This window comes from Pimelobacter simplex (genome assembly GCF_900114845.1).
Classification (GTDB): domain Bacteria; phylum Actinomycetota; class Actinomycetes; order Propionibacteriales; family Nocardioidaceae; genus Nocardioides; species Nocardioides simplex.
In genome coordinates this window covers 525,707-548,166 of record NZ_FOUK01000004.1, presented here as the reverse complement: position 1 = coordinate 548,166, position 22,460 = coordinate 525,707, and the positions used below count along the sequence as shown (strand labels likewise).

Annotated in this window: 22 protein-coding genes; 8 read left to right on the top strand and 14 right to left on the bottom strand. The window is 73.3% G+C overall.

Annotated features, from left to right (window positions below):
• Window positions 1-68 precede the first annotated feature (68 nt).
• Entirely contained in the window at window positions 69-1,202 is a 1,134-nt protein-coding gene (locus tag BM223_RS19435; protein WP_038676072.1) for an AraC family transcriptional regulator, read from the top strand.
• 76 nt (window positions 1,203-1,278) lie between these two features.
• Here BM223_RS19435 and BM223_RS19430 read toward each other — a convergent pair whose 3' ends face one another.
• Window positions 1,279-1,803 (bottom strand): MarR family winged helix-turn-helix transcriptional regulator, encoded by a 525-nt coding sequence (locus BM223_RS19430; RefSeq protein ID WP_038676070.1) that lies wholly within the window; start codon window positions 1,801-1,803, stop codon window positions 1,279-1,281.
• Window positions 1,804-1,882: 79 nt separating this feature from the next.
• On the opposite strand from BM223_RS19430, the gene BM223_RS19425 reads away from it, so the two are divergent.
• The gene (locus BM223_RS19425) at window positions 1,883-3,121 is read left to right on the top strand and encodes an MFS transporter (RefSeq protein WP_038676068.1); all 1,239 of its coding nucleotides are present in this window, start codon (window positions 1,883-1,885) and stop codon (window positions 3,119-3,121) included.
• Window positions 3,122-3,129: 8 nt separating this feature from the next.
• Here BM223_RS19425 and BM223_RS19420 read toward each other — a convergent pair whose 3' ends face one another.
• Complete coding sequence (locus tag BM223_RS19420) at window positions 3,130-4,176, bottom strand: SMP-30/gluconolactonase/LRE family protein (RefSeq protein WP_038676066.1); 1,047 nt, start codon at window positions 4,174-4,176, stop codon at window positions 3,130-3,132.
• Entirely contained in the window at window positions 4,173-5,669 is a 1,497-nt protein-coding gene (locus BM223_RS19415; protein WP_038676063.1) for a flavin monoamine oxidase family protein, read from the bottom strand. The genes BM223_RS19420 and BM223_RS19415 overlap by 4 nt, the downstream gene beginning before the upstream one ends.
• A 57-nt stretch (window positions 5,670-5,726) precedes the next feature.
• Between BM223_RS19415 and BM223_RS19410 the strand changes: the two genes are divergently transcribed.
• From BM223_RS19410 to BM223_RS19390, 5 genes are all read left to right on the top strand, one after another.
• A complete protein-coding gene (locus tag BM223_RS19410; protein ID WP_075018678.1) occupies window positions 5,727-6,413 on the top strand; it encodes a TetR/AcrR family transcriptional regulator in 687 nt (228 codons plus the stop codon).
• Window positions 6,410-7,054, top strand: a complete 645-nt coding sequence (locus BM223_RS19405) for a class II aldolase/adducin family protein (RefSeq protein ID WP_038676060.1) — start codon at window positions 6,410-6,412, stop codon at window positions 7,052-7,054. The genes BM223_RS19410 and BM223_RS19405 overlap by 4 nt, the downstream gene beginning before the upstream one ends.
• On the top strand, window positions 7,055-7,972 hold the full coding sequence (locus BM223_RS19400; protein ID WP_038676057.1) for a carbohydrate kinase family protein: 918 nt from the start codon (window positions 7,055-7,057) through the stop codon (window positions 7,970-7,972). It abuts the gene before it with no gap.
• 125 nt (window positions 7,973-8,097) lie between these two features.
• Window positions 8,098-8,466, top strand: coding sequence for a hypothetical protein (locus tag BM223_RS28560; protein ID WP_038676055.1), 369 nt, complete (start codon window positions 8,098-8,100; stop codon window positions 8,464-8,466).
• On the top strand, window positions 8,463-9,053 hold the full coding sequence (locus BM223_RS19390; RefSeq protein ID WP_075018677.1) for a GNAT family N-acetyltransferase: 591 nt from the start codon (window positions 8,463-8,465) through the stop codon (window positions 9,051-9,053). Before BM223_RS28560 ends, BM223_RS19390 begins: the two co-directional genes overlap by 4 nt.
• Here BM223_RS19390 and BM223_RS19385 read toward each other — a convergent pair.
• Window positions 9,019-11,016: a fatty acid desaturase gene (locus BM223_RS19385; protein WP_038676054.1), complete on the bottom strand. Its 1,998-nt coding sequence runs from the start codon at window positions 11,014-11,016 to the stop codon at window positions 9,019-9,021. The two genes, BM223_RS19390 and BM223_RS19385, sit on opposite strands and share 35 nt — an antisense overlap.
• A gap of 118 nt (window positions 11,017-11,134) precedes the next feature.
• Between BM223_RS19385 and BM223_RS19380 the strand changes: the two genes are divergently transcribed.
• Window positions 11,135-12,631: an aldehyde dehydrogenase family protein gene (locus BM223_RS19380; protein WP_052138110.1), complete on the top strand. Its 1,497-nt coding sequence runs from the start codon at window positions 11,135-11,137 to the stop codon at window positions 12,629-12,631.
• Here the strand turns inward: BM223_RS19380 and BM223_RS19375 are convergent.
• The 10 genes from BM223_RS19375 to BM223_RS19330 are packed head-to-tail and all read right to left on the bottom strand — an operon-like array spanning window position 12,582 to window position 22,460.
• Window positions 12,582-13,841 carry a PucR family transcriptional regulator gene (locus tag BM223_RS19375; RefSeq protein WP_038676052.1) on the bottom strand — a complete coding sequence of 420 codons (1,260 nt, stop codon included), beginning with the start codon at window positions 13,839-13,841 and terminating at the stop codon, window positions 12,582-12,584. The genes BM223_RS19380 and BM223_RS19375 overlap by 50 nt on opposite strands.
• Complete coding sequence (locus tag BM223_RS19370; RefSeq protein ID WP_052138109.1) at window positions 13,841-14,323, bottom strand: hypothetical protein; 483 nt, start codon at window positions 14,321-14,323, stop codon at window positions 13,841-13,843. Before BM223_RS19370 ends, BM223_RS19375 begins: the two co-directional genes overlap by 1 nt.
• Window positions 14,320-14,811, bottom strand: coding sequence for a hypothetical protein (locus tag BM223_RS19365; protein ID WP_052138108.1), 492 nt, complete (start codon window positions 14,809-14,811; stop codon window positions 14,320-14,322). The genes BM223_RS19370 and BM223_RS19365 overlap by 4 nt, the downstream gene beginning before the upstream one ends.
• Window positions 14,808-16,148 (bottom strand): MCE family protein, encoded by a 1,341-nt coding sequence (locus tag BM223_RS19360; RefSeq protein ID WP_052138107.1) that lies wholly within the window; start codon window positions 16,146-16,148, stop codon window positions 14,808-14,810. Before BM223_RS19360 ends, BM223_RS19365 begins: the two co-directional genes overlap by 4 nt.
• Window positions 16,148-17,338, bottom strand: a complete 1,191-nt coding sequence (locus BM223_RS19355; protein ID WP_052138106.1) for an MCE family protein — start codon at window positions 17,336-17,338, stop codon at window positions 16,148-16,150. Before BM223_RS19355 ends, BM223_RS19360 begins: the two co-directional genes overlap by 1 nt.
• Complete coding sequence (locus tag BM223_RS19350) at window positions 17,335-18,393, bottom strand: MCE family protein (protein ID WP_052138105.1); 1,059 nt, start codon at window positions 18,391-18,393, stop codon at window positions 17,335-17,337. The genes BM223_RS19355 and BM223_RS19350 overlap by 4 nt, the downstream gene beginning before the upstream one ends.
• The gene (locus tag BM223_RS19345; protein ID WP_038676050.1) at window positions 18,390-19,382 is read right to left on the bottom strand and encodes an MCE family protein; all 993 of its coding nucleotides are present in this window, start codon (window positions 19,380-19,382) and stop codon (window positions 18,390-18,392) included. The genes BM223_RS19350 and BM223_RS19345 overlap by 4 nt, the downstream gene beginning before the upstream one ends.
• Entirely contained in the window at window positions 19,382-20,440 is a 1,059-nt protein-coding gene (locus BM223_RS19340) for an MCE family protein (RefSeq protein WP_052138104.1), read from the bottom strand. Before BM223_RS19340 ends, BM223_RS19345 begins: the two co-directional genes overlap by 1 nt.
• Complete coding sequence (locus BM223_RS19335) at window positions 20,437-21,630, bottom strand: MCE family protein (protein ID WP_052138103.1); 1,194 nt, start codon at window positions 21,628-21,630, stop codon at window positions 20,437-20,439. Before BM223_RS19335 ends, BM223_RS19340 begins: the two co-directional genes overlap by 4 nt.
• 5 nt (window positions 21,631-21,635) lie before the next feature.
• Window positions 21,636-22,460, bottom strand: a complete 825-nt coding sequence (locus BM223_RS19330) for an MlaE family ABC transporter permease (protein ID WP_038683112.1) — start codon at window positions 22,458-22,460, stop codon at window positions 21,636-21,638.

Here is a 22,460-nt window from a genome sequence, read left to right as displayed (position 1 = left end):
GATCGACGATTTGCGCACGATCACCCTCATTCTGCGAACAGCGGGGCGTCCGTGTGGTTGGGCAGCACGTGACCGACGACGCCCCACCCCGCGAGCACCTCGCCGTGACCGGACTCGACGAGTGGTCGCACCGGTGCAGCACCGCCTACGTGCCCCTCGAGGTCGACGCCGACGGGGACTTCCAGGGCGCCCTGCGCGCCCGGGAGCTCGGGCCCCTCGGCGTGAGCCAGGTCGGCGCGACGCCGTCGGTCGTCCGTCGTACCGCCCGGCGGGTCGCGGCGGACCCGCGCGAGTCGGTGCTGCTCTCGGTCTTCCTGCACGGCAGCACGGTCATCGCCCAGCACGGCCACGCCGGCCCGGTCGCGTCCGGCGGCGGCTACCTCCTCGCGTCGGACCAGCCGTACGGCATCCGGCTGCAGTCGCCCACCGACATCCTCGTCCTCCGCGTCCCCACCGCGCTCGCCGGTCTCGGACCGGCCACCCTGCGCGAGATCGCCGGACGCGCCCTGCCGCCGGGCACCGGCGAGATCGACGTCCTCGGCCGTGAGCTCGCCGCGGCGCTGCTCCGCGGCGCGGGCGCGGACCGCCAGGAGCTCCTGGTCGACCTGCTGCGGGCCGTCACCCACCGGATGCGGTATGGCGACCGCTCCCGGCCCTACCTGAGCGGCGCGGCACTGTGGGCGAGCGCGCGCTGGTACCTCGAGCGCCACCACGGCGACCCCGGCCTCGGCGTCGAGGAGCTCGCCGCCCGGTTCATGGTCTCGCGCCGCCACCTCGAGAAGCAGTTCGCCCGGCGGGGGACGACGCCCGCGGCGTACCTGCGCCAGGTGCGGGGCGAGAGCGCCCGCCGACTGCTCCTCGCGGACCGCTCGGCCACCGTCGAGCGCGTCGCGCAGACGGCGGGGTTCAACGGCGTCGACACGTTCATCCGGGCGTTCCGGCGCCGGCACGGCCAGACACCCGCCGACTGGCGGCGCCAGCAGCCGGGGCGAGGCGTGGCCGCGACCCCTCCGCCCCCGCAGACCACTGAGCTGCTGAGCGACCTGCACCGCTTGGCGGCGCCGGCGGACGCTCCGTTTCTCGCACCCCCCGGACACGAGAAACGGAGCACGCCCACGTCGCGATCCCTGGAACGGGACGACGCCGGCAGTCCCGGGCTCGTGATGAAGGGAGACGGGCCCGGGCCTCGACGCACACGCTAGGCAGAGCGGCCCGCCCGGGGCCACGGGAGCGCCAGGTCCGTTCGCAAATGGTCGATCATCGGCCCCGCGGGCGGGCTCACGAGGCGCCCGGGCTGCCGCCGTCCTCGGCCTCGGAGCGCAGCGTCATCTTCCGCAGCAGCCGGTTGACGGTCGCGAGCTCGCGCTCGGTGAGCGCGGCGGCGAGGGCGTGCTCGGCCTCGCCGCGGATGTCCATCGCCCGGCGCCAGATGGCCAGCCCCTGCCGGGTCACCTCGACGATCACCCGGCGCCGGTCGTCGACCGACGGGATCCGCCGGATCCAGCCGGCCCGCTCCAGACCGTCGAGGCGGCCGGTCATCCCGGCGCCGGAGACGCCGACCTCGGCGGCCAGCTCGGTCGGCGAGGCCGAGCCGGGGGTGTCCCGGATCATCAGCGCGTGGAGGGTGTCGTACTCGAAGTCGGTGAGGCCTACCTCGGCCAGGGCCGCGGCCTTGGCGTCGCGCAGGTGGCGCGCGAGCCGGCCGATCCGGGTGAAGACACCCTCGACGTCCTCGTCGAAGCCGATGTCGAGCCAGTGGTCGCGCCACCGGGCGACGTGCCGGTCGGTCCAGTCCTCGGCCATGGGCGGAGCCTACGGCACGGTCCTTCGCCAGCAAGTAGTTCGCTTGCCAAATACTTAGGTAGCGAAGTACCTTTCTGCGGTGACCACCTCCCCGCTCGCCTCCCGCGACTTCCGCGCGCTCGTCGGCGGCGTGACGGTCAGCGCGCTGGGCTCGGCGATGACACCGGTGGCACTGGCGTTCGCGGTGCTCCACCTCGGCGGCACGGCCACGCAGCTCGGCCTCGTCGTCGCGGCGTTCTCGGCGGCCGAGGTCGTCACCATCCTGTACGGCGGCGTGCTCGGCGACCGGCTGCCCCGCCAGCTCCTGATGCAGGGCTCGTCGGCGGCGACCGCGCTCAGCCAGGCCGTCTGCGCCGCCGTCCTCATCACCGGGCACGGCTCGATCCTGTTCCTCAGCCTGATCGGCATGGTCAACGGCTGCCTCGGCGCGCTCGCCCAGCCGGCGTCCAGCGCGATGACCCGGGCGACGGTCACCGAGGCGCAGCTGCCCCGCGCCGTCGTCCTGCGCAGCCTCGCCAGCCAGACGGCGTCCGCGGTCGGCTTCGCGGTGGGCGGCATCGTCGTGGCCTTCGCCGGCCCGGGCTGGGCGATCGCGGTCGACGCCGGCACCTACACCATCGCGGCGATCCTCTACTCGCTGATCCGGGTGGCCCACACGCCGTCGAGCAGCGGCGCCAGGATCCTCAGCGAGCTCGCCGACGGCGCCCGCGAGGTCCTCCGCCACACCTGGCTGTGGCTGCTCATCGGGCAGGCGCTGCTCTACCACCTGTTCTATGGCGGCGCGCAGGGCGTCCTCGGCCCGATCGTGGTCGGCGACACCTGGGGCGAGGAGGCCTGGGGCTGGGCGCTCTCGGCGCTCATGGCCGGCTTCGTCACCGGCGGCCTCGTGGCCCTGCGCTGGCGTCCGCGCCACCTGCTCCGCTCGGGCGTCGCCATGCTCGCCCTCACCGCGGCCTTCCCGCTCGCGATGGCCCTGTCCGGCGAGCTGTGGCTCGTGCTGCTCGGCGCCTTCGTCCACGGCGTGGGGCTGCAGCTGTTCAGCGTCGGCTGGGACCTGGCGATCCAGGAGAACATCGCCCCCGACATGCTCTCCCGCGTCTACTCGTTCGACCTGGTCGGCTCGTTCGTGTGCCGGCCGATCGGCTACGCGCTCACCGGCCCGGTCGCGGCGCTCGTCGGGGTCGACCTCTGGCTGGTCGTCGTGGCGTCGGTGATCGGGCTCAGCTCGCTCGCCGCGCTCGGCTCGTCGTCGGTGCGCGGGCTCACCCGGCGCCCGACGGTCGGCCCGGAGCCCGAACCGGTCACGACGTCAGGCTGACCGGCATCTCAGCGCAGCCGCGCCTTCCGCGGGACGACGACCGGCGCGCCCCGCTCGCCCGTCTCGACCGACAGGATCGCGTGGTGCGCGGTGGTCCCGAGGATCGCGGACTGGTTCGCGACGAGCAGCCGGGTGCCGAGGAAGGTCGCGTTGGACGGGCTGTCGAACGGGATCGCGGACCCGTTGCCGCCACCGAGCGGCGCCTGGGGGAAGCGGCCGAGCGGGCGCCCGTCCGGGCCGAGCCTGACGACCTGGTTGGTGCCGAGGAGCGCCACGTAGATGTTGCCGGAGCGGGCGATCCCGAAGCCGTCGGGCAGGTCGAGCGGGCCCGAGGTCCACAGCGTGGTGAGCGGACCGGGGCTGCCGTCGGCGCGCACCGGCAGCCGGTAGAGGTGACCGCGGAGCAGGTCGCGCGGGTCGGTCGTGGTCTGCTGCGAGACCAGGAACGAGCGCCGGGCCCGGTCGTAGACCAGTCCGGTGGTGCCGAAGCCGGCCGCACCGGCGAGCTTCTTCGACCGGAACCACGCGCGCGGCGTCCCTCCGGCGGCGGGGATCCGCCAGATCACGTCCTGGCCGTAGTCGCTGACGAACAGCGCGCCGCCCGGGCCCCAGGTGGCGTAGTTGGGGATCGGCTTGCCCCCGCCGGGCAGGTCGGGGAGCGTCGCCTGCACCTTGAACCGGCCGGTGCGGAGGTTGAGCGTGAGCACGCGCGAGCGGGACTTCTCCAGCAGCACCAGGCGCCCGCGCGCGTCGGACGCCGCGACCTGGACGCCGTGCGGCTTGCCGAGGTCCTGCCCGGGCACGGTCCACGAGCGCAGGAGCGTCCCGCTCGCCGTCCACTCGAAGACCCGGGAGGCGATCTTGTCGCCCATCGGGTTCGTGTAGGTCGCGGCGTAGACGCGGCCGTTGGGTGCCACGTGGACGTAGGCCGGGAAGCCCGGCGCGCCGACGCGCGCGAAGACGCGAGTCTCCCAGGGCGGGGCTTCCGCGGCCGACGCGGGCGCGACGAGGGCGAGCGCGGCGACGACGGCGAGCGCGAGGAGGCGGGCGATCACAGCTTGTCCAGCACCTCGATCGCGGCGCGCTCGCCGGAGCGGACGGCGCCGTCCATGTAGCCGTTCCAGTAGGTCGACGTCTCGGTGCCGGCCCAGTGGATGCGCCGGAAGGGCGTGCGGATGTGCCGCCCGTGCGCCGTCATCACGCCGGGGGCGTAGATCGCGGTCGGGCCACCGCCGGTCCAGCGCTCCTTGGTCCAGTCGTGCTCGGTGTACTCGAGGGGGTGCAGCGCCTGGTCGCCGAACATCCGGGCGAAGCCCTCGAGGACGGCGGTGCGGCGCTCGGCGACCGAGCGGGTGCCGTACTGGCGCCAGGTCGAGCCGCCGACGAACGCCAGCAGGATGCCGTGGCCGGTGTCCTTGACGCCGTTGTCGAAGGCCGCGCGGACGGCGCCGGAGTCGGCGATGCCGAAGCCGGTCAGGCCGGCGTCACGCCAGAACGGCTTGTCGTAGACGGCGTCGCACTTCATCAGCTTGCCCATCTGGAGGTGCTGGAGGAGCGCGCGGCGCCCGGCGGGCAGGCCGGGGGCGAAGTCGATGCCGAGGACCTGCTTCGGCGGGGCGGCGACGATCACGCGGCGGGCCTGGACCCGGCCGCGGCGGGTGTGCACCCGGACGCCGTGCCCGACGTGCTCGATGCGGGTGACGGCCGCGCCGAGCGCGACCCGCTTGCCGAGCTTCTTGGCCAGCAGGAGCGGCACCCGCTGGGAGCCGCCGACGAAGCGGCTCTCCTGGGCGCCGTCGACGGTGTCGGAGTTGCGCTCGAACGTGCCGATGGTGGCCTCGTTGCCCGAGCAGGCGATGTAGTGGAGGACGAAGAGCAGCGAGAGCTCGTCGGGGTCGGAGCCGAAGCCGGGCTGGGTCCAGGCGCGGATGAGGTGCTCGACCCCGCGGCTGTTGAGCGTGTTGCGGCGCAGCCAGTCGCCGAGCGTCGTCCGGTCCCACTCGGCGGCGCGCGGGTGGGCCCACGGCGCGTCGACCGGGACCTGCGCGGCGAAGGCGTTGAGCCGCTTGAGGGCGAGGGCGGCGTCGAGCAGGATCGTCGGGTCCGGCGGGACGGTGCCGGTGAACTCCTGGCGGCCCAGCAGCGAGGAGATGTAGACGTTCTTGCCGGTGACGTACTCGTCGAAGGTGGCGACCCCGAGCTGGCGGGCCAGCCGCTTGATGTGGTCCTGCGTGGGGCCGACGAAAGCGCCGCCGGCCTCGATCGTGCCGCCGGTGCGGAGCTCGTGGTTGAGCACCCGGCCGCCGACCCGCTTGCGCGCCTCGACGACGAGGACCGACTTGCCGGAGCGGGCGACCTGGCGGGCCGCGACCAGCCCGGCGATGCCGGCGCCGACCACGACGACGTCCACCTTGCGGGGGAGGCGGCCCTGCAGCGTGGCCGCGACGACCTCCTGCTCGAGGGCGTCCGTGGCGAGCAGGCCGACCGCGGCCGCACCTCCGGCCAGGACCCCACGACGACCCAGCGGGCTCGAGCTCAGCGTGCTCACTGGCACCTCCGAAAGTGAATCTGTGTCAGGTTCGGCTTCGGAGGCTACACTGCGCGCATGTCCTCCGCCACCGTCGACGGCCCAACGAACGAGCCGCCGCGCGGTGCCGCCGGGCCCACCCGGCGCCGGCTGCCCACCCAGGCGCGCTCCCGCGAGCGGGTCGAGCGGATCCTCGACGCCGCCGCCCAGCTCGTGCTCACCGAGGGCGTCGAGGGACTCACCACGCGCTCCATCGCCGAGGCGGCGGCGCTGCCCGTGGCCTCGCTCTACCAGTACTTCGCCGACAAGGAGTCGGTGCTCCTCGCCCTCTGCGAGCGCGACATGGCCGAGATGGACGACCAGGTCGCCACCGACCTCGCCCGGCTCGCCGAGAGCGGCCGGCTCTCGCTGGCCGCCATGGTCGAGACCGCGATGCGGGCGTTCGTCGTCGTCTACCACCGGCGTCCGGCGTTCATGCAGATCTGGATGCGCGGGCGGACCAACGCCGCCGTCTACGACTACGGCCGCCACCACAACAAGCGGATCGCCGAGAACCTGCTCGCCTTCGGCGTCGACACCGGCCTCATCGCGACCACCCGGTTCGGCGCCGACCAGCTCGTCGCCGTCGCCGAGCTCGCCGTCGAGGTGGGCGACCGGGCCTTCCAGCTCGCCTTCGAGCGCGACCCGCGCGGCGACGCGTTCCTCGTCGACCAGGCGATCGAGCTGGTCACCGGCTACCTCGACCGGATCGCGAGCGAGCAGTGACCGACGCCCTCCGGGCCGAGGTCGCCGCGGCGTCCCGCCGGCTCGCCGAGGCCGGTCTCCTCGTCGGCACCGCGGGCAACGTCAGCGCCCGGGCGGGCGACCTCGTCGCGATCACCGCGACCGGGGTGGCGCTCGGGACGTGCTCGCCGTCCGACGTCACTGTTGTGTCGCTCGACGGCGCGGTCGTCACCGGGACGCTCGCGCCGACCAGCGAGCTGGCCCTGCACCTCGGCGTCTACGCCGACGGACCCTCCGCCGCGGTCGTGCACACCCACGCCCCCTTCGCCACGGCCGTGGCCTGCGTGCTCGACGCGCTGCCGGTGCTGCACTACCAGCAGCTCGCGCTCGGCGGCGAGGTCCGCGTGGCGCCGTACGCGACGTTCGGGTCGGTCGCGCTCGCCGGGCACGTGCGGGCCGCGCTCCACGGGCGCAGCGCCGCGCTGCTCGCCAACCACGGCTCCGTCACCGTCGGCGCGTCGCTCGATGCCGCCGTCGAGAACGCGCTGCTGCTCGAGTGGCTGTGCCAGCTCCACCACCGCGCGAGCGCCCTCGGGACGCCGCGTGTGCTCACCGAGGAGCAGCAGCTCGACGTCATCCACGCGGCGCTCGCGCGCGGCTACGGCACCCCCCAGGAGATCTGAATGACCATGACCGTCGCCGCCGTGGGCGTGCACGTCCTCGACACCCACGTGCTCGGGATCTCCTCGATCCCCTCCGGGTCCGACGGCCAGCTGGTCGAGACGATCCGGATGTCCGCGGCCGGCACCGCCGGCGGCACCGCCCTCGTCCTCGCCCGCCTCGGCGCGACCGTCCGCTCCTACGGTGCCGTCGGCGACGACCCCGTCGGCGACACCCTCCTCGCGCTGCTGCGGCGCTCGGGCGTCGACGTCGGTGGGCTGGTGCGCAAGCCCAACGCCCAGACCTCCGCCTCGGTCCTGCCCGTGCAGCCCAACGGCGACCGCCCGGCCTGGCACTGCATCGGCGCCAACGGCGCGTTCACGCTCGCCGACCTGCCCGCCGACGTCCTCGACGGGGTGACGCACCTGCACCTCGGCGGACCGGAGTTCCTCGGCGGCGACGCGGCGGGCGAGCTCCTCGCGCGGGCCCGCGCGGCGGGGATCACCACGTCGGTCGACGTCCTGGCGCCCGGGGACCCGGACATGCTCGCCTGGATCGCCGCCGCTCTCCCCCACACCGACTACCTCCTGCCCAACGACGAGCAGGTCCTCGGCTTCACCGGCGCCCCGACCCTCGCCGAGGGCGCCCGGGCGCTGCTCGGGCACGGCGTCGGGTGCGTCGCCGTCACCCAGGGGGCGCGGGGGGCACTCGTCGCGGTCGGGGACGACGTGACCGAGGTGCCGGCGTACCCGGTCGACGTGGTGGACACCACCGGCTGCGGCGACGCCTTCTCCGCCGGCTTCCTGCGCGGCCTCTCCCTCGGCCACCCCCCGATCGCCGCCGCCGCCCTCGGCTGCGCCACCGCCGCCCAGGTCGCCCAGGGCCTCGGCACCGACGCCGGCACCTACGACCTGGCGACCGTTCAGGCCCTCACGAAGTAGCACGGTTGCGGGGTCGAAGTGCGCTGGTTGCGGGGTCGAGATCGCGATCTCGACCCCGCAACCAGCGCACTTCGGACCCGCAACCGGCGCACTTCGGCGGGCGGGAACATGGCACGATCGGCGGCATGGGCAGGACGAGGGTGATCGCGGGGGTCGAGGGGCGGGCGCTCGGACGGCTGCCGTGGCAGCAGCGCAATGCGTACCTGATCCCCCTTGCGGCGGGCCTCGTCGCGAGCCTGGTGGCGCCGATGACCGGATCGCCGCGCGCGGTGTGGGGTCTGGCGGGGGTGGTCGGTGGTGTGCTGTGGCAGCTCGCCTATCGGCGGGACCTGGTGGACCGGCTGACGTTCCCGGTCGCGCTGCTGACGGTGTCGGGCGTGCTGGCACTGGTGCCGGACGTGACCTTCGAGACCGCGGACGGCGGGGCGCTGCTCTGGGTGGGGGTGCTGGTCGGGTTGGTCTGGACCGAGCACTACCTGAGGCGGCGCGGGTGATCCGGCTCCGGCGACCCGCCGACGACGGCGGGATCGCGGAGGTGATCACGGCCGCCTTCGGCGCCGAGGGGACGGCGGTCGCCACCTTGTGGGCGGACGTCGTGGCGCGCGGGCTCGACCGCGCCCAGCTCGTCGCGGTGGACGACGACCAGGTGGTCGGTCACGTGGGCCTCAGCCACGGGTGGCTGGACGCGCGGCGGGCGCTGGTCGACGTCCTGGTGCTGAGCCCGTTGAGCGTGGCGCCCGACCGCCAGGCCGCGGGCATCGGGACGGCGCTGCTGGCGGCCGCCGTCGCGGAGGCGGAGCGGCTGGGGGCGCCGATGGTGGTGCTGGAGGGCGATCCGGGCTACTACTCGCGGCGCGGGTGGGTGCCGGGCGCGGAGCACGGGATCGAGGCGGCGACGCCGCGGGTCCCGGGGCCGGCCTTCCAGGTGGTGCTGCTGGAGGGGCACGAGGAGTGGATGACCGGCCGCATCGTGTACCGCGAGGTGTGGTGGGAGCACGACGCGGCCGGCCTGCGCGACCCGCTGCTGGCGCAGGTCGAGGACGTACTCACTCGTCGTAGTCGACCCGCAGCTCCTCGGTGACGGGGTGCGCCTGGCAGGTGAGGACGTAGCCGTCGGCGACCTCCTGCTCGTCGAGGACGTGGTTCTGGTCCATCACCGCGCGGCCGAGGACGACCTTCGCCCGGCAGGTGCCGCACGCCCCGCCCGCGCACGAGTACGGCGGATCGATCCCGCGCCGCAGGGCCGCGTCGAGCACCGAGTCGCCGGTGGAGGCCAGCGGGAAGGTGGTCTCGGCGCCGTCGAGCGCGACGGTGACCTGACTGGTGAGCTCGGCCAGCGCAGGTGCACTGCCCGCGACGACGTGGAAGACCTCGGTCAGCACCTGTCCCGTGCCGGCCCCGCCCGCCCCGCCGGCGAGGGAGGCGCGGAGGTCGTCGACCATCTCCTGCGGTCCGCACAGGTACCACGCGGCCACCTCGGCCGGGTCAGGGACGAGCTCGTCGACCAGGGCAGGCGTGATCCGGCCCTGGTGGACGCCGTCCGCGGGTGAGGTCGTACGCGAGTGCACGTGGTGGACGACGAGGCGCTCGCCGTACCGCTCCTGCCACTCGGCGAGCTCGGCAGCGAACATCGTCGACTCGGGGGTGCGGTTGCCGTAGACGAGGGTGAACCGGCTGCCCGGCTCGGCGTCGAGCGTGGTCGCGACGGTCGACATCAGCGGCGTGACGCCCGATCCGGCCACCACCCCCACGTGATGGCGTGCGGCGGACGGGTCGAGGCGCACGTGGAAGGCACCGGCGGGCGTCATCACGTCGAGCAGGTCGCCGGCGACCAGCCTCTCGTTGACGTACGACGAGAACTGCCCGCCCGGCACGTGCTTCACCGCCACCCGCAGGGTCCGCGGCCCGTCGGAGGCCGCGGGCGCGACGAGTGAGTAGCTGCGCCGCACCTCCTCGCCGTCGATCACCGCGCGCAGGGTGAGGTGCTGCCCCTGCACGTACCGGTACGACGCCGCGAGGTCGGCCGGCACGTCGAAGGTGACCGCGACCGCGTCGCTGCTCACCGGCTCGACCGCGCGCACCCGGAGGGGGTGGAACGTGGGCCGGCGGGTGATCTCGTCGGTCAGCCGGCGCCAGGTGCGGTACTCGCTGGTCGTCAGGGACCGGCCGAACCACGTGGAGATGGCGGCGTTGCGGTCGAGGTAGGCCTCCTCGTTGCGCCGCCAGGCGCGGATGTAGCGGTAGAACGGGATGCTCGGGTGCAGGTGGTGCACCAGGTGGTAGTTCTGGTAGACGAACAGCGGCGTCAGCAGTCCCTCGCCACCGACCCGCACCCGCGTCGCGCGGTACTTGTCCTCGCGCTGCGTCACGGTCAGTCCGTGGTGCGGCAGGTAGTCGAACCACCAGGCCAGGATGAGCATCCCGAAGCGCTGCGGCAGCAGGAAGCCCCAGAACAGCTCACTTCCGTAGCCCGCGGCCGCGATCGCGACGAAGCCGCCGAGCACCGCGGTGAAGAGCGTGAACGTCGCCGCGACCTCGCCGCGCGGGCGGTCGGGCAGCCGGCGCAGGTAGAACACGACGTACCAGATGTCGATGGTCGCCCAGCGCAGCGGCAGCTGCCAGGCGGGCCCCTCCTCGCACCAGGCGTCGGGGTCGATCGACTTGGGCTCGTTGGTGTTGCGGTGGTGCTCGATGTGGATGAACTTCACCAGGGGGTACGTCGCCCACGGCACCACCAGCAGCACCGACAGGTGCCCGAGCGCGTTGTTGACGTGGGTGTTGGTGCTGATCGCGTGGTGCGTCGACTCGTGCAGCACGCTGAACATCAGGAAGGTGACGGCGGCGCCCATCGGCACGGTCAGCCACGGCGAGAGGTCCCACACCAGCACACCCGCCATCTCGACGGCGAACAGGGCCAGCGTGCCGACGTACAGCGCGACGGTGGGCCAGGCGAGCGCCGGGACCCGCTCGCCGGGGTCCGGCAGGCCGCTGACGGGCTGCTTGAGCTGGGCGCGCGGCTCGGTGGAGGTCGGAAGGCTCGGCATGGACGTGAACGTAGGAGCCCGACCCCCCTCAGGTCGTTGGACGCCCGCACCAAAGAAGGTCCTTCATTTGTCCGCAGGCCCGTACCTGCGGGGATCTGAGGTCCCGAGACTTGCCGCCATGACGATCGCGGTCGAGAACCCCGCCACCGGACAGGTCATCGGCACCGTCCCCGACCTCACCGCGGACGACGTCGCGGCCGCCGCCCGCCGCGCCCGCGCCGCGCAGCCCGCCTGGCAGGCCCTCGGGTACGACGGCCGTGCCGCCGTGCTGCGCCGGATGCAGCGCTGGATCGTCGACCACACCGACGAGGTCGTCGCGACGATCTGCGCCGAGACCGGCAAGGCGTACGAGGACGCGCTGCTGGCCGAGGTGAACTACGGCGCCGCGGCATTCGGCTTCTGGGCCAAGGAGGCGCCGCGCTACCTGGCCGACACGAAGGTCCGCTCCAGCCAGCCGCTGGTCGCCGGCAAGCGGCTCGTGCAGCGCTACTGCCCGCTCGGTCTGGTCGGCGTGATCGGGCCGTGGAACTACCCGCTGACGAACTCGTTCGGCGACTGCATCCCCGCACTGGCGGCGGGCAACGCGGTGCTGCTCAAGCCGTCGGAGGTGACGCCGCTGACCTCGCTGCTGCTCGCCGAGGGGCTGGCCGCCTCCGGCCTGCCGGACGGCGTCTTCGGCGTCGTCACCGGTCGCGGCGAGACGGGCGCGGCGCTGGTCGACGAGGTCGACATGGTGATGTTCACCGGGTCCACCGCGACCGGACGGCGGGTCGCGGCCCGCGCCGCCGAGCGGCTGATCCCGGCGTCGCTCGAGCTCGGTGGCAAGGACCCGATGATCGTGCTCGCCGACGCCGACCTGGAGCGGGCGGCCACGCACGCGGCGTACTACGCGATGTTCAACTGCGGCCAGACCTGCATCTCGATCGAGCGCTGCTACGTCGAGGAGTCCGTCTACCCGGCCTTCGTCGAGCTGGTCACCGCGAAGGTCAAGGCGCTGCGCCAAGGTGTCCCCGCCGGTCCCGGCAGCGTGGACGTCGGCTCGCTGACCTTCCCCCCACAGGTCGACGTCGTCGACCGGCACGTGAGCGAGGCGCTCGCAGCCGGGGCGCGGGCGCTGACCGGCGGTGCCCGGCCGGAGCGCGCCGGTCACTGGTACCCACCGACCGTGCTGGTCGACGTCGACCACTCGATGGCGATCATGCGCGAGGAGACGTTCGGCCCGACGCTGCCGATCATGGCGGTGCGCGACGCCGACGAGGCGGTCCGGCTCGCCAACGACTCCGAGTACGGCCTGTGCGCGTCGGTCTTCGGCCGCGACCTCGCCCGCGCCGAGGACGTCGCCCGGCGCCTGGAGGCGGGCGCGGTCACGGTCAACGACGCGGTGGTCAACTACACCGCGCTGGAGCTGCCGATGGGTGGCGCCAAGCCGGCGTCGGGGATCGGGCGGCGGCACGGCAAGGACGGCATCACGAAGTACTGCCGCCAGCAGTCGCTGCTGGTCTCGCGCGTCCACCTGCGCCGCGACGTGCACACCTATCCCTACCGGTCCGGGCGCACCCGGGCGATCAGGTCGCTGCTGGGTCTGCTGAACCGCGGGCGGCCGGGACGGTCATGAACGCCGCGTGGCAGCGCAGCGCGACGTCGACCGCGGTGGCGTACTCCCCCAGCCGGCGGCCCATCAGCTCCTCGGCCCGCTCCACGCGGTAGCGCACGGTGTTCTTGTGCACGAGCAGGTGGCGCGCGGCGCCGTCGACGCTGCCGGTCGAGAGCAGCGCCCGGAGGGTGGCGCGCAGCCGCTCGGCCTGGTCGTCGGGAGCGGCGAGCCGGCCGAGCGTGCGGTGCACGTAGCGGCGCATCGCCTCGCCGTCGCCGATGAGGGTCATCAGCTCGACATCGGTGAAGAACGTCAGCGGGGTCGGGCGCTCGGCAGCCAGCACGAGCCGCTGGGTGGCGAGCGCCTCGCCGTGCGAGGAGCAGAAGCCGTCGACGCCGGGCGCCGGGGCGCCGATGGTGGCGAGGATCCGGCGCTCGCTCAGCCAGCCGGCGCAGTCGTTGAGCGGCGTCAGGTCGGGCGCCTCGGACGAGGTGATCCAGGCCCACAGGTCCCGCCCGCCCGGGTGGACGACGAGCGGCTGGCGCAGCCCGAGCGCGGTGGTCAGCGAGTGCGCGGCCTGCGGCAGGTCGGCGATCCGGGTGTCGTCGTCGGTGTGCAGCAGCACCGCCGTCTGGTACGCCGACACCGGGTGCCCGCCCAGTCCGGCGGAGATCTCGCGCGGGTCGACCGCCGTCCCGGCCAGGACCGCGCGGACCACCTCGAGCCGGCGGGCCGCGTCGCCTTGGCGGATCCGCTCGACCTCCTCCTGGTAGAGCGTCACCGACATCTCGACGGAGCGGTCGAACCACATGCTCGACCGGGTCCAGAAGTGCACGAGCGCGTCGGCCTCGGCCACGCCGGAGGCGGTCGCCTCCTTGACCGCGGCGGTGATGAACTCCCAGACCGCCTGCTCGCCGGCCGTGTAGATCTGGAAGATCACCGGCAGCGGGTAGCCGTGCTGGGCGACGACGAGCGGCACGTGCCGCGCCTCGTGGACGAGGTGGAAGGTCTGCTCGGGCTGGCCCAGGTTGGCCAGGAACGAGCGCCAGTGCGCATCGCAGGCATCGCGGACGACGCCCTGCAGGGCGGCGTCCTCGCGGACCTCGGGCACCTGGTCGACGATCCGGCCGAGCACGTGCGCGACCCAGGCGTCGACGGCCGCGCCCTCGGACTCGACGCCGACGAACCGGGCGACCCAGCGACGCAGGTCGCGGTCGAAGGACACCAGCATCAGAGCGGCTTCAGGCCGGCGATCTTCCAGCCGTCGCCCGCCGGCTGCATGGTCACCTCGACCCGGCTGCCCGAGACCGAGGAGTCCTTGGCTCCGGTCGTCGTGGTCTGGGTCAGGAACAGCAGGACGACGACCCGGTCGCGCCCGCCCGACACGACGCCGGCGGCACTGACCGTCGCGGCGGTGCTGATCGTCCGCTCCGACGCGTTGGGCTTCACGACGTCGTCGAGGATCTTGCCGTAGTCGTCGGCGAACGAGCCGGTGGTCTGGGCGCGGGCCCGGGACAGGTCGTCGTCCAGGGTCGCCGCGTCGTAGCTGAGCAGCTCGGGGACCCGCTCCTTCGCGGCGGCCAGCGCGGCGGCGCGGGCGTCGGCGGTCGCGGCGGCCCGGTGCGCGCCGATCCCGGCGACCACGGCCGCGGCCAGCGCGAGGACGAGGACGACGCCGGCGACGAGGCCGGCTCGCTGCTTGAGGATGCTCATGCGACGAACTCCAGTCCCGCGACCAGCCAGGCCCCGTCGTGCTTCTGCAGGTCGACGCTGAGCCGGTAGTTGCGCGGCTCCGCGGCCTTGGTCTGCTTGTTCTCGACCGTACCGGCCGCGGCGACGATGACCGTCGCCCGGTCGCCGTCGAGCTTGACGACACCGGTCGAGACCGCCTCGCCGCTCGCCTTCACCTCGTTGTCGGCGAGCGCCTTGGTGAGCCGCTCGGCCTGCTCCTCGAGCTCCTTGCGGAAGCCGGCGGTGGCGCCCGCGAGCAGCTTCTCCATGTCGGCGTCGGACGTCGAGCCGCTGATGTCGATGAGCCCCTCGACCTCCGCCGTCGCCGCCGAGGCGGCTGCCGCGAGGTCGTCGACCCGGCCCCGCTCGTCCTGCCAGGCCAGCGCGCGCTGGCCGGCGAGCACCAGCAGCGCCACGGCGAGCAGCGCGGCGCCGCCGAGGGCGTACCGCCGGGAGGCCGGGGTGCTCATCGCAGCCCCAGGGGTGCCAGCACGAGGATCTTCCACAGGTCGTCTCCCTCGGTGTCGTCGGTCGGCGCCGGGCCCGTCGCCGGCGTCCGGTCGCCCGCCCGGCCGACCGCGAGGTCGTACGCGACGGTGCCGCCGGTCTCGGGCCAGACGCCGTCGCGGAACCGGATGCCGCACGCGGCCGGCGTCGGCCCGCGGTCGGCGCCCTGGGGGCAGGGCAGGTTGCGCGCGCCGCGGACGGCGGTCGGGTGCGCGGGCGGCAGCTCGCAGTGGGCGAGCGTGTCGACGTCGCGGACATCGGTGGCGCGGGGGTTGCGCCGGTCGCGAGCGTCCAGGTAGCCGCTGCGGCAGGTGGGCGGGTTGTTGAGCGCGGCCCGGAGGTCGAGCTTGACGTCGCCCTCGGCCGCGCGCGGGTTGACCGCCGACTGCAGGCGCGCGACGACCGACGGGTAGACGACGAGCGTCTGCCGGACCTGCGGCAGGTAGGTGTTGAGCACCTGGGCGTTGGTGGTCAGGTTGGCGAGCATCATCGGCAGCACCGGCTGCAGGTCGCCGATCGTGGCGGTGGCCGCGTCCAGGCCGCCGGGGCCGGTCTTCAGCAGGCCGCGCAGGGCGGCGCTGTCGTCGGCGGCGAGGGCTCCGGTCAGCCGGTCGAGCTGGGTGGCGTAGTCCTTCGTCGCCGGGCCGAGGTCGCGCTGGGTCTCCAGGACCGGCTGCAGCGCCGAGATCAGCGAGGTTGTCGCGTCGATCTGCGACTGGGCCTCCGTGAGCAGCTTGCCGGAGGCGTCGACGAGCTCGTTGAGCTGCGGCCCGGTGCCGCCGAGGCCGTCGTCGACCTGGTCGAGGACGCGCTTCGTGGCCTCCTTCGGGACCGACTCCAGCAGCCGGTTGACCGAGTCGAGCACCGGCGTGATCTGGGGCATCTCGACAGCGCGCTCGCGCGGGATCCGCGCGCCCTCGGCGAGCACGTCGCCGTCCTCGGGGACGCCGCCGCGCGGGTCGACCAGGTCGACGTACTGCTCGCCGATGGCCGACGTGCTGTGCAGCTCGGCCGATGCGCCGGCGGGCACCTTCGCGTCGTTCTCGAGCCGCAGCGTGGCGATCGCGCCGTGCGCGGTGACCTCGAGGCCCGAGACCTCACCGACCTCGACGCCGCGGTAGGTCACGGCGGCCTTCGGGTAGAGACCGCTGGCGTCGGCGAAGTCGACCTGGACGTCGTACACGCCGATGCCGAGCATCGCCGGCACCCGGGCGTACTGGAAGAAGGCGAGCCCGAGCGCGATCGCCGAGAGCACCGCGAAGATGCGGAGCTGGCGCTTGATCAGGGGGGTGAGCAGCATCAGCAGGCTCCCAGGATCTTGCCCAGCAGACCGCAGCTCGACGGCTCGTCGGTCGGGGTGGGCGTGGGGGTGGGCGCGTCGGCCGGTGCGGGCGTCGCGGGGGCGGTCGGCGTCCCGGCGGACGGCGGCGTCAGCGGGTCCTCGACGGGATCGCCGGCCTGGAGCGCCGGCGGGGTGCCGATCAGCCCGAGCCAGCTGCCGAGCAGGCTCTGCCCGCGCAGGTCGAGGGTGGCGAAGAGGTTGGCGTAGTCGCCCTTGAGCGCGTTGCGCGTGGTCATCGCCGGGAACGGGATGGTGAGGCCGATCTTGAGCGCCTCGGGCAGCGACTCGCTCGCCTTGCCGAGGTGGGCGAGGATCGGGCCGAGCGCGTCGAGGTTCGCGAGCAGCGCCTCCTCGCTCGCCCGGACGACGCGCACCGCGCGGTCGCCGGCCCGGCCGGTCGCGGTGACCGCCTTGACCAGCCGGTTCCGCTCGCGCTCGAGCACCTCCAGACCGGGCGTGATCCGGTCGATGGCGGTCACGATCCGGTCCTGGTCCTGGCGCAGGCCGGCGCTGAGGCTGTTGAGCGAGTCGAGCGCGGTGACGATCTCGGTCCGGTTCGCGTCGAGGACGGCGAGCAGGTCGTTCGCGTGCCGGATCAGCCCACGGGTGTCGGGCACCCGGCTGCGCAGGGCGGTCGAGAGCTCGCCGGTGATGCTGCTGATCTGCGAGAGCCCGCCGTTGTTGAGCAGCAGCGCGACCGCACCGAGGACCTGCTCGGTGGCGGGGTAGGTCCCCGTCTGCGCCACCGGGACCACGGCGCCGTCGGCCAGCCGGCCGCCCGCGGACCTCGCCGGCGCCGCCACCTCGACGTACTGCGCACCGAGGAGGGTCTTCTGCCCGATCGAGAAGACCGCGTCGGCCGGCAGCGCCACCTCCTCGAGGAGGTGCAGCGTGACCACGGCCTCCCAGCCCTCGGTGCGGATCTCGCCGACCGTGCCGATCACGACGTTGTCCTTCTGGACCGTCGAGTTCGGGACGAGGTTCTCGATCTGGTCGAAGTGCACCTCGACCGTGTAGCCGTCGTCGCCGACGGCGACCTGGCCGGGCAGCGTGTTGTCGTTGGGCTGGATGTCGCAGCCGGTCGCGAGCAGCAGTGCCGCCGCCAGGGCCGGGAGCACCCGGCGCAGCCAGGGTCGGGCCCGGGTCATCGCCGGCCTCCTGTCAGGTCGAGGCCGAGCAGGTCGGCGAGCGGCTGCAGCACCTGGGCGCACTGCTCCGCCGTGCCGCCGACCCCCAGGACGGCCCCGCACAGGAGCTGCGGCACGTTGTCGAGCGCCGACAGCGTCGCCCGGCCGGTGATCGCCTGGTCCTGGATCGTGTTGCTGAGGTCGATGAGCGCGTGCGGGGCGACGTGCAGGACGCCGGCCAGCTCGTTGGACCGGTCGGCCAGCGCGGCCGCCAGCAGGTTGACGTCCTTGGTGGTGCTGCGCAGCCGCTTGCGGTGCTTCGTGAAGTAGGCGTCGGTCGCGGCGAGCACCGTCGCGAGGTCCTCGAGTGCGCCCGTGAGGTTCGTCCGGTTCGAGGCGAGGACGGCGCTCACGTCGTCCAGCTCGGTCGTGAAGCCGCGCACGGCCGCGTCGTTGAGCGCCAGGTTGCGGGTGAAGGCGTCGAGGTTCTTGATCGTCGAGAACAGGTCCGAGCGCCCGTCGGACAGGGCGGTCGCCGCACCGCGCAGCTCGTCGATCGAGGTCCGCAGCTGGGTGGAGTTGCCGTCCCGCAGGCTCCGCTCCAGCGCGGTGATGGCGACCGCGAGCGGGCCCGCCTTCTTGCCGGCGTCGGGACCGAGCGTGGTGGCGAGGTCGGTGAGCTGCTGCTTGACGTCGTCGAAGGTGACCGGGACCGCGGTCCTCTCCAGGGCGATGGTCGCGCCGTCGGCCATCCGCTCGCCGCCGTCGTACACGGGGTCGAGCTGGACGAACCGGCCGCTGACCAGGCTGGGCGAGACGATCGCGGCGTGCGCGTCGGCCGGGATCGGCTGGCCGGCGTCGACCTGCAGGGTCACCAGGACGCCCTTCGGCTCGTTCTCGATCTTGTCGATCGTGCCGACCTTGACGCCGAGCACCTTGACGTCGTCGCCGACGTTGAGGCCCTCAGCGCTGGCGAAGTACGCCCGGACCGTCGTGCTGCCGCTGTCGCGCTGCCACACGAAGGCACCGGCCACGAGAGCGGCGGCCACGAGCGCGATGAGGATCTTCTTCGTCACGGAATGACTCCCGAGAGGATGGGGGCGAGGGTGCCGGGCGCGGTCAGGTTCTGGATGTAGGCGTCGAACCACGGACCGCTCGAGATCGCCTCGCCGAAGGCGGTGGCGTAGCCCCGCAGCCCGTGGATCGAGGCCTGCAGGTCCGCCTTGTTGCGGTTGAGGACGTCGACCACGCCGTCGAGCTCGTCGAGCGCCGGGCCGAGCACGTCGTCGGTGTCCTTCAGCAGCGCGCGCAGCTCGGTCGCCAGGGCCCGGGCGCTCTTCAGCAGGCTGACGACGACCTCCTGCCGCGCGTCCAGCTCGCTCAGCAGGGAGCGGCCCGACCCGAGCAGCGAGGCGATCTGCTGGTCCCGGCTGGCCAGCACGCCGGTCACGTTGTCGGCGTGAGCGACGAGCGAGCGCAGCTCGTCGTCGTTGGACGACACCGCCCGCGACAGTGCGGTGATGCCGTCGAGCGCCGGGCCGAGCTCGGGGCTCGAGGCGTTCAGGGTCGTCGAGGCCTGGTCGAGCGCGTGCGCGAGCTGCGCCTTGTCGATGTCCGCGGTGGTCTCGGTGAGCTGGTTGAGCGTGCTCGTCAGGTTGTACGGCGACGACGTCCGCTCGAGCGGGATCGCGTCCCCGGCCGCCAGCTCGCCCGAACCCCGCGGCTCGAGCTCGACCGCCGCACGTCCGAGCAGCGTGATCGTGATGATCCGGGCCTCGGTGTCCTCGCCCAGCACGACGTCCCCGTCGGTGAGCACGATGTCGGCGACGACGTGCTGACCGTCGAGCCGGACCGTGCGGACCTTGCCCACCTGGGCACCGGAGATCATCACCGCGTCGCCGCCCTTGAGGCCGCCCGCCTCGACGAACTGCACGTGCAGGATGTCGCTGTTGCCGATGAGCGGCAGCCGGTTGATGTTGAGCGCGGCGAGCACCACCAGCACCAGGGCGACGGTCCCCACGAGTCCGCGCACGGCGCGGCGGTCGGGGCTGATCACGCGGCTCATCACTTGCACCTCGGTGCGTCGGAGTAGATCCACGGCGTGGTGACCTGGGCCTTGCCGAGCCCGGTCTCGACCCGCACGCCGCAGAGGAAGAAGTTGAAGAAGTTGCCGTACGAAGCGGTGTTCTGGATCGCCCGGTAGTGGGCCGGCAGGTTCTGCAGGACGGCCTCCAGCACGTCGGACCTGCGGTTGATCCCGCGCGCCGAGACCGCGAGTCCCTGCAGGTCGGTGCGCAGGTCGCCGCGCGCCCGGCTGGCGAGCGAAGCGGCGTCCGTCGCGAACCTGTCGATCCGGGCGGCGGCGTCGAGCACCTGGGTGTCCTGCTCGTCGAGTCCCTTCAGCAGGGTGTCGAGCCGGTCGAGCAGCAGCCCGACGGTCTCCTTGCGGCTGTCGACCGTCCTGAGGACGCTGTTGAGGTTGCGGATCACCTGTCCGATCACCTCCTCGCGGCTGCCTATCGTCGTGGTGAACGAGGCGACGTGCTGGACGAGCGTGGCCACCGCGGCCTGCTGGCCCTGGAGCACCTGCACCAGCTGGCCGGACAGCTCGTTGACCTGGGTCGGGCTGAGCCCGGCGAACAGCGGCTTGAAGCCGTTGAGCAGCGTGTCGAGGTCGAGCGCCGACGCGGTCTGCGCCGCGGGCAGCGTCCCGCCGGCCGCGAGCGGCTGCGCGCCGTCGCCCTTCGCGTCTCCCGGGGTGAGCTGGACGACGCGGTCGCCGATCAGGTTGCGGTACTGGATGGTCGCGTGGGTGTCCTTCGTCAGGCGCTGGCCCTCGCGGACGTCGAAGCTCACGATCACCGAGCTGTCGGGCTGGACGTCGATGCCGGTCACCTTGCCGACATCGACGCCGGCGACCCGAACCTCGTCGCCGACCGCGAGGCCGGAGACGTCGTCGAAGACCGCGCGGTAGTCGTCGCGCCCGCCGGGGCGGTACTCGCCGGTGACCGCGGCGACCCACACCGTGAAGACGGCGGCGATCGCGAGGAAGGAGGTGAACTTGATGAGGTCGGAGCGCTGACGGCGCTTCTCCGGGCTGAGCCGGTGGGCACGGTTCGTCACGGCAGGTTCGTCCCTCCCTTGAGCAGGCCGAGCAGCGTGTCGACGACGGCCTCGCTCGGCGTGGGCTGCGGCCCGACGTAGGGGTTGGCCCCGGTCCGGAACGACGGCGGCGGCACCCGGGCCTCCTCGGGCGTGACATAGGGGAGGCCGTAGCAGGCGGGACCGTTGTCGGCGCCGATCTGCGGGAGGTTCTCCTCGTAGGTGTAGGGGTCGCGGCCCGGCACCACCCGCGTGTACGTCGTGACGCCCGGGTGGGTGCCGCCGACGGCGGCCTCGGCGAGCTTGTTCGCCGAGGCCAGTCCGAGCAGCAGGCAGGGCAGCTCCGGCGAGTAGCGCTCCACCACGGCCGAGACCGGCTGGAGCAGGCGCAGCGAGGTGACCAGGCCCTGCTCCGAGTCGCGCAGCAGCACGTCGGCGCTGTCGCTGAAGCCGGTGAGGCTGCGCTCCAGGGCACGCAGCGAGGCCTGCTGCTGGACCAGCGTCTGCGAGACCTCACCGGCCTGGCTGAGCGCGTCGACCAGGTCGGGCCGGGCGATCGCGTAGACGTCGGCGACGTCGTCGGCGACCCGGAGGTCGGCGCTGAGGGTGCGCAGCGACGGGTTGAACGAGCGCAGGTAGGCGTCGGTCTGGGTGATGAGCGCGCCGATCAGCTCGCCGCGCTGCTCGACGGCGCCGGCGACCGCGGTGAGCGCGGAGCTGACCTCGGCCGGGCGGGCGACGTCCAGGACCTTGGTGAGGTTCTCGAACGCCTCGTCGACCTCGACGGTGACCCGGTCGGCCGGGATCACCGCACCGGCGCGGATCATGGCGCCGTCGCCGCTGGTGCTGTCGGCGGGCGGGGTGAGCTGGACGTACTTCGCTCCGAACGCCGTCGGCGGCACGATCTGCGCGGTCACGTCCGCGGAGACCCGGTCGACCTTGTCGGCGTCGATCTTGAGCTCGATGCGGACCTTCTCGCCGTCCGACTCGACCTTGCCGACGCGGCCGATCTCGACGCCGCGCAGCTTGATCGGGGCGCCGGAGGCCAGGGTCAGCCCGGCCCGGTCGGCCTCGACGGTGACCAGGACGTTGTCGTCGAAGACCCCGCGGTACTTGGCGATCGTGCCCGCGACGAGCGCGGCGACGAGCGCGAGGAAGAGGAAGCCGTAGACGACCTGGCGGTCGATCCGGTGGGCGTTCTGGGTGGTCATGGCGCTCACCCCGCGATGTGGACCGACGGACCGCCCCAGACGGCGATCGCGAAGATCAGGTCGATGAACATCGTGCAGATGAGCGCCGAGCGCACGGCCTTGCCGACCGCCTTGCCCACACCGGCGGGACCGCCCGAGGCGCGGAAGCCGTGGTAGCAGCAGATCGAGACGATGACGAGTGCCATCAGCGCCACCTTGACCATCGCCAGGAACAGGTCGCTGGAGATGAGGAAGGTGTCGAAGTAGTGCTGGTAGGTGCCGGGCGCCTGGTCGTAGCCGACCGTGACGACGAGGTAGGTCGCGAGCCAGCACATCATCAGCGCGATGGCGAAGAGCGGCACGACCGCGATCAGGCCGGCGATGATCCGCGTGGTGACCAGGTAGGGCACCGGCGGGACCGCCATCACCTCGAGCGCGTCGATCTCCTCGCTGACCCGCATCGCGCCGATCTGCGCGGTGAACCCGGCGCCGACGGTCGCGGTGAGCGCGATGCCCGCGATGATCGGCGCGACCTCGCGGGTGTTGAAGTACGCCGAGAAGAAGCCCGACAGCGTCGAGACGCCGATGTTGTCGAACGACGTGTAGGCCTGCAGGCCGACCTCGATGCCCGAGGCGGCGGTGAGGAAGCCGATCACCAGCACCGTGCCGCCGATGAGGGCGAGCGCGCCGGAGCCGAGGGAGACCTCGGCCAGCAACCGGACGACCTCCTTGGGGTAGTGCTTGAGCGCACGGGGCATGTGCGCGTAGGCGTTGCCGTGGAAGCTGAGCTGGTCGCCGAGGTTGCGCAGCGACGTCGTGGGCTTCGCCAGGTGGCGGGAGAGCTGGGACAT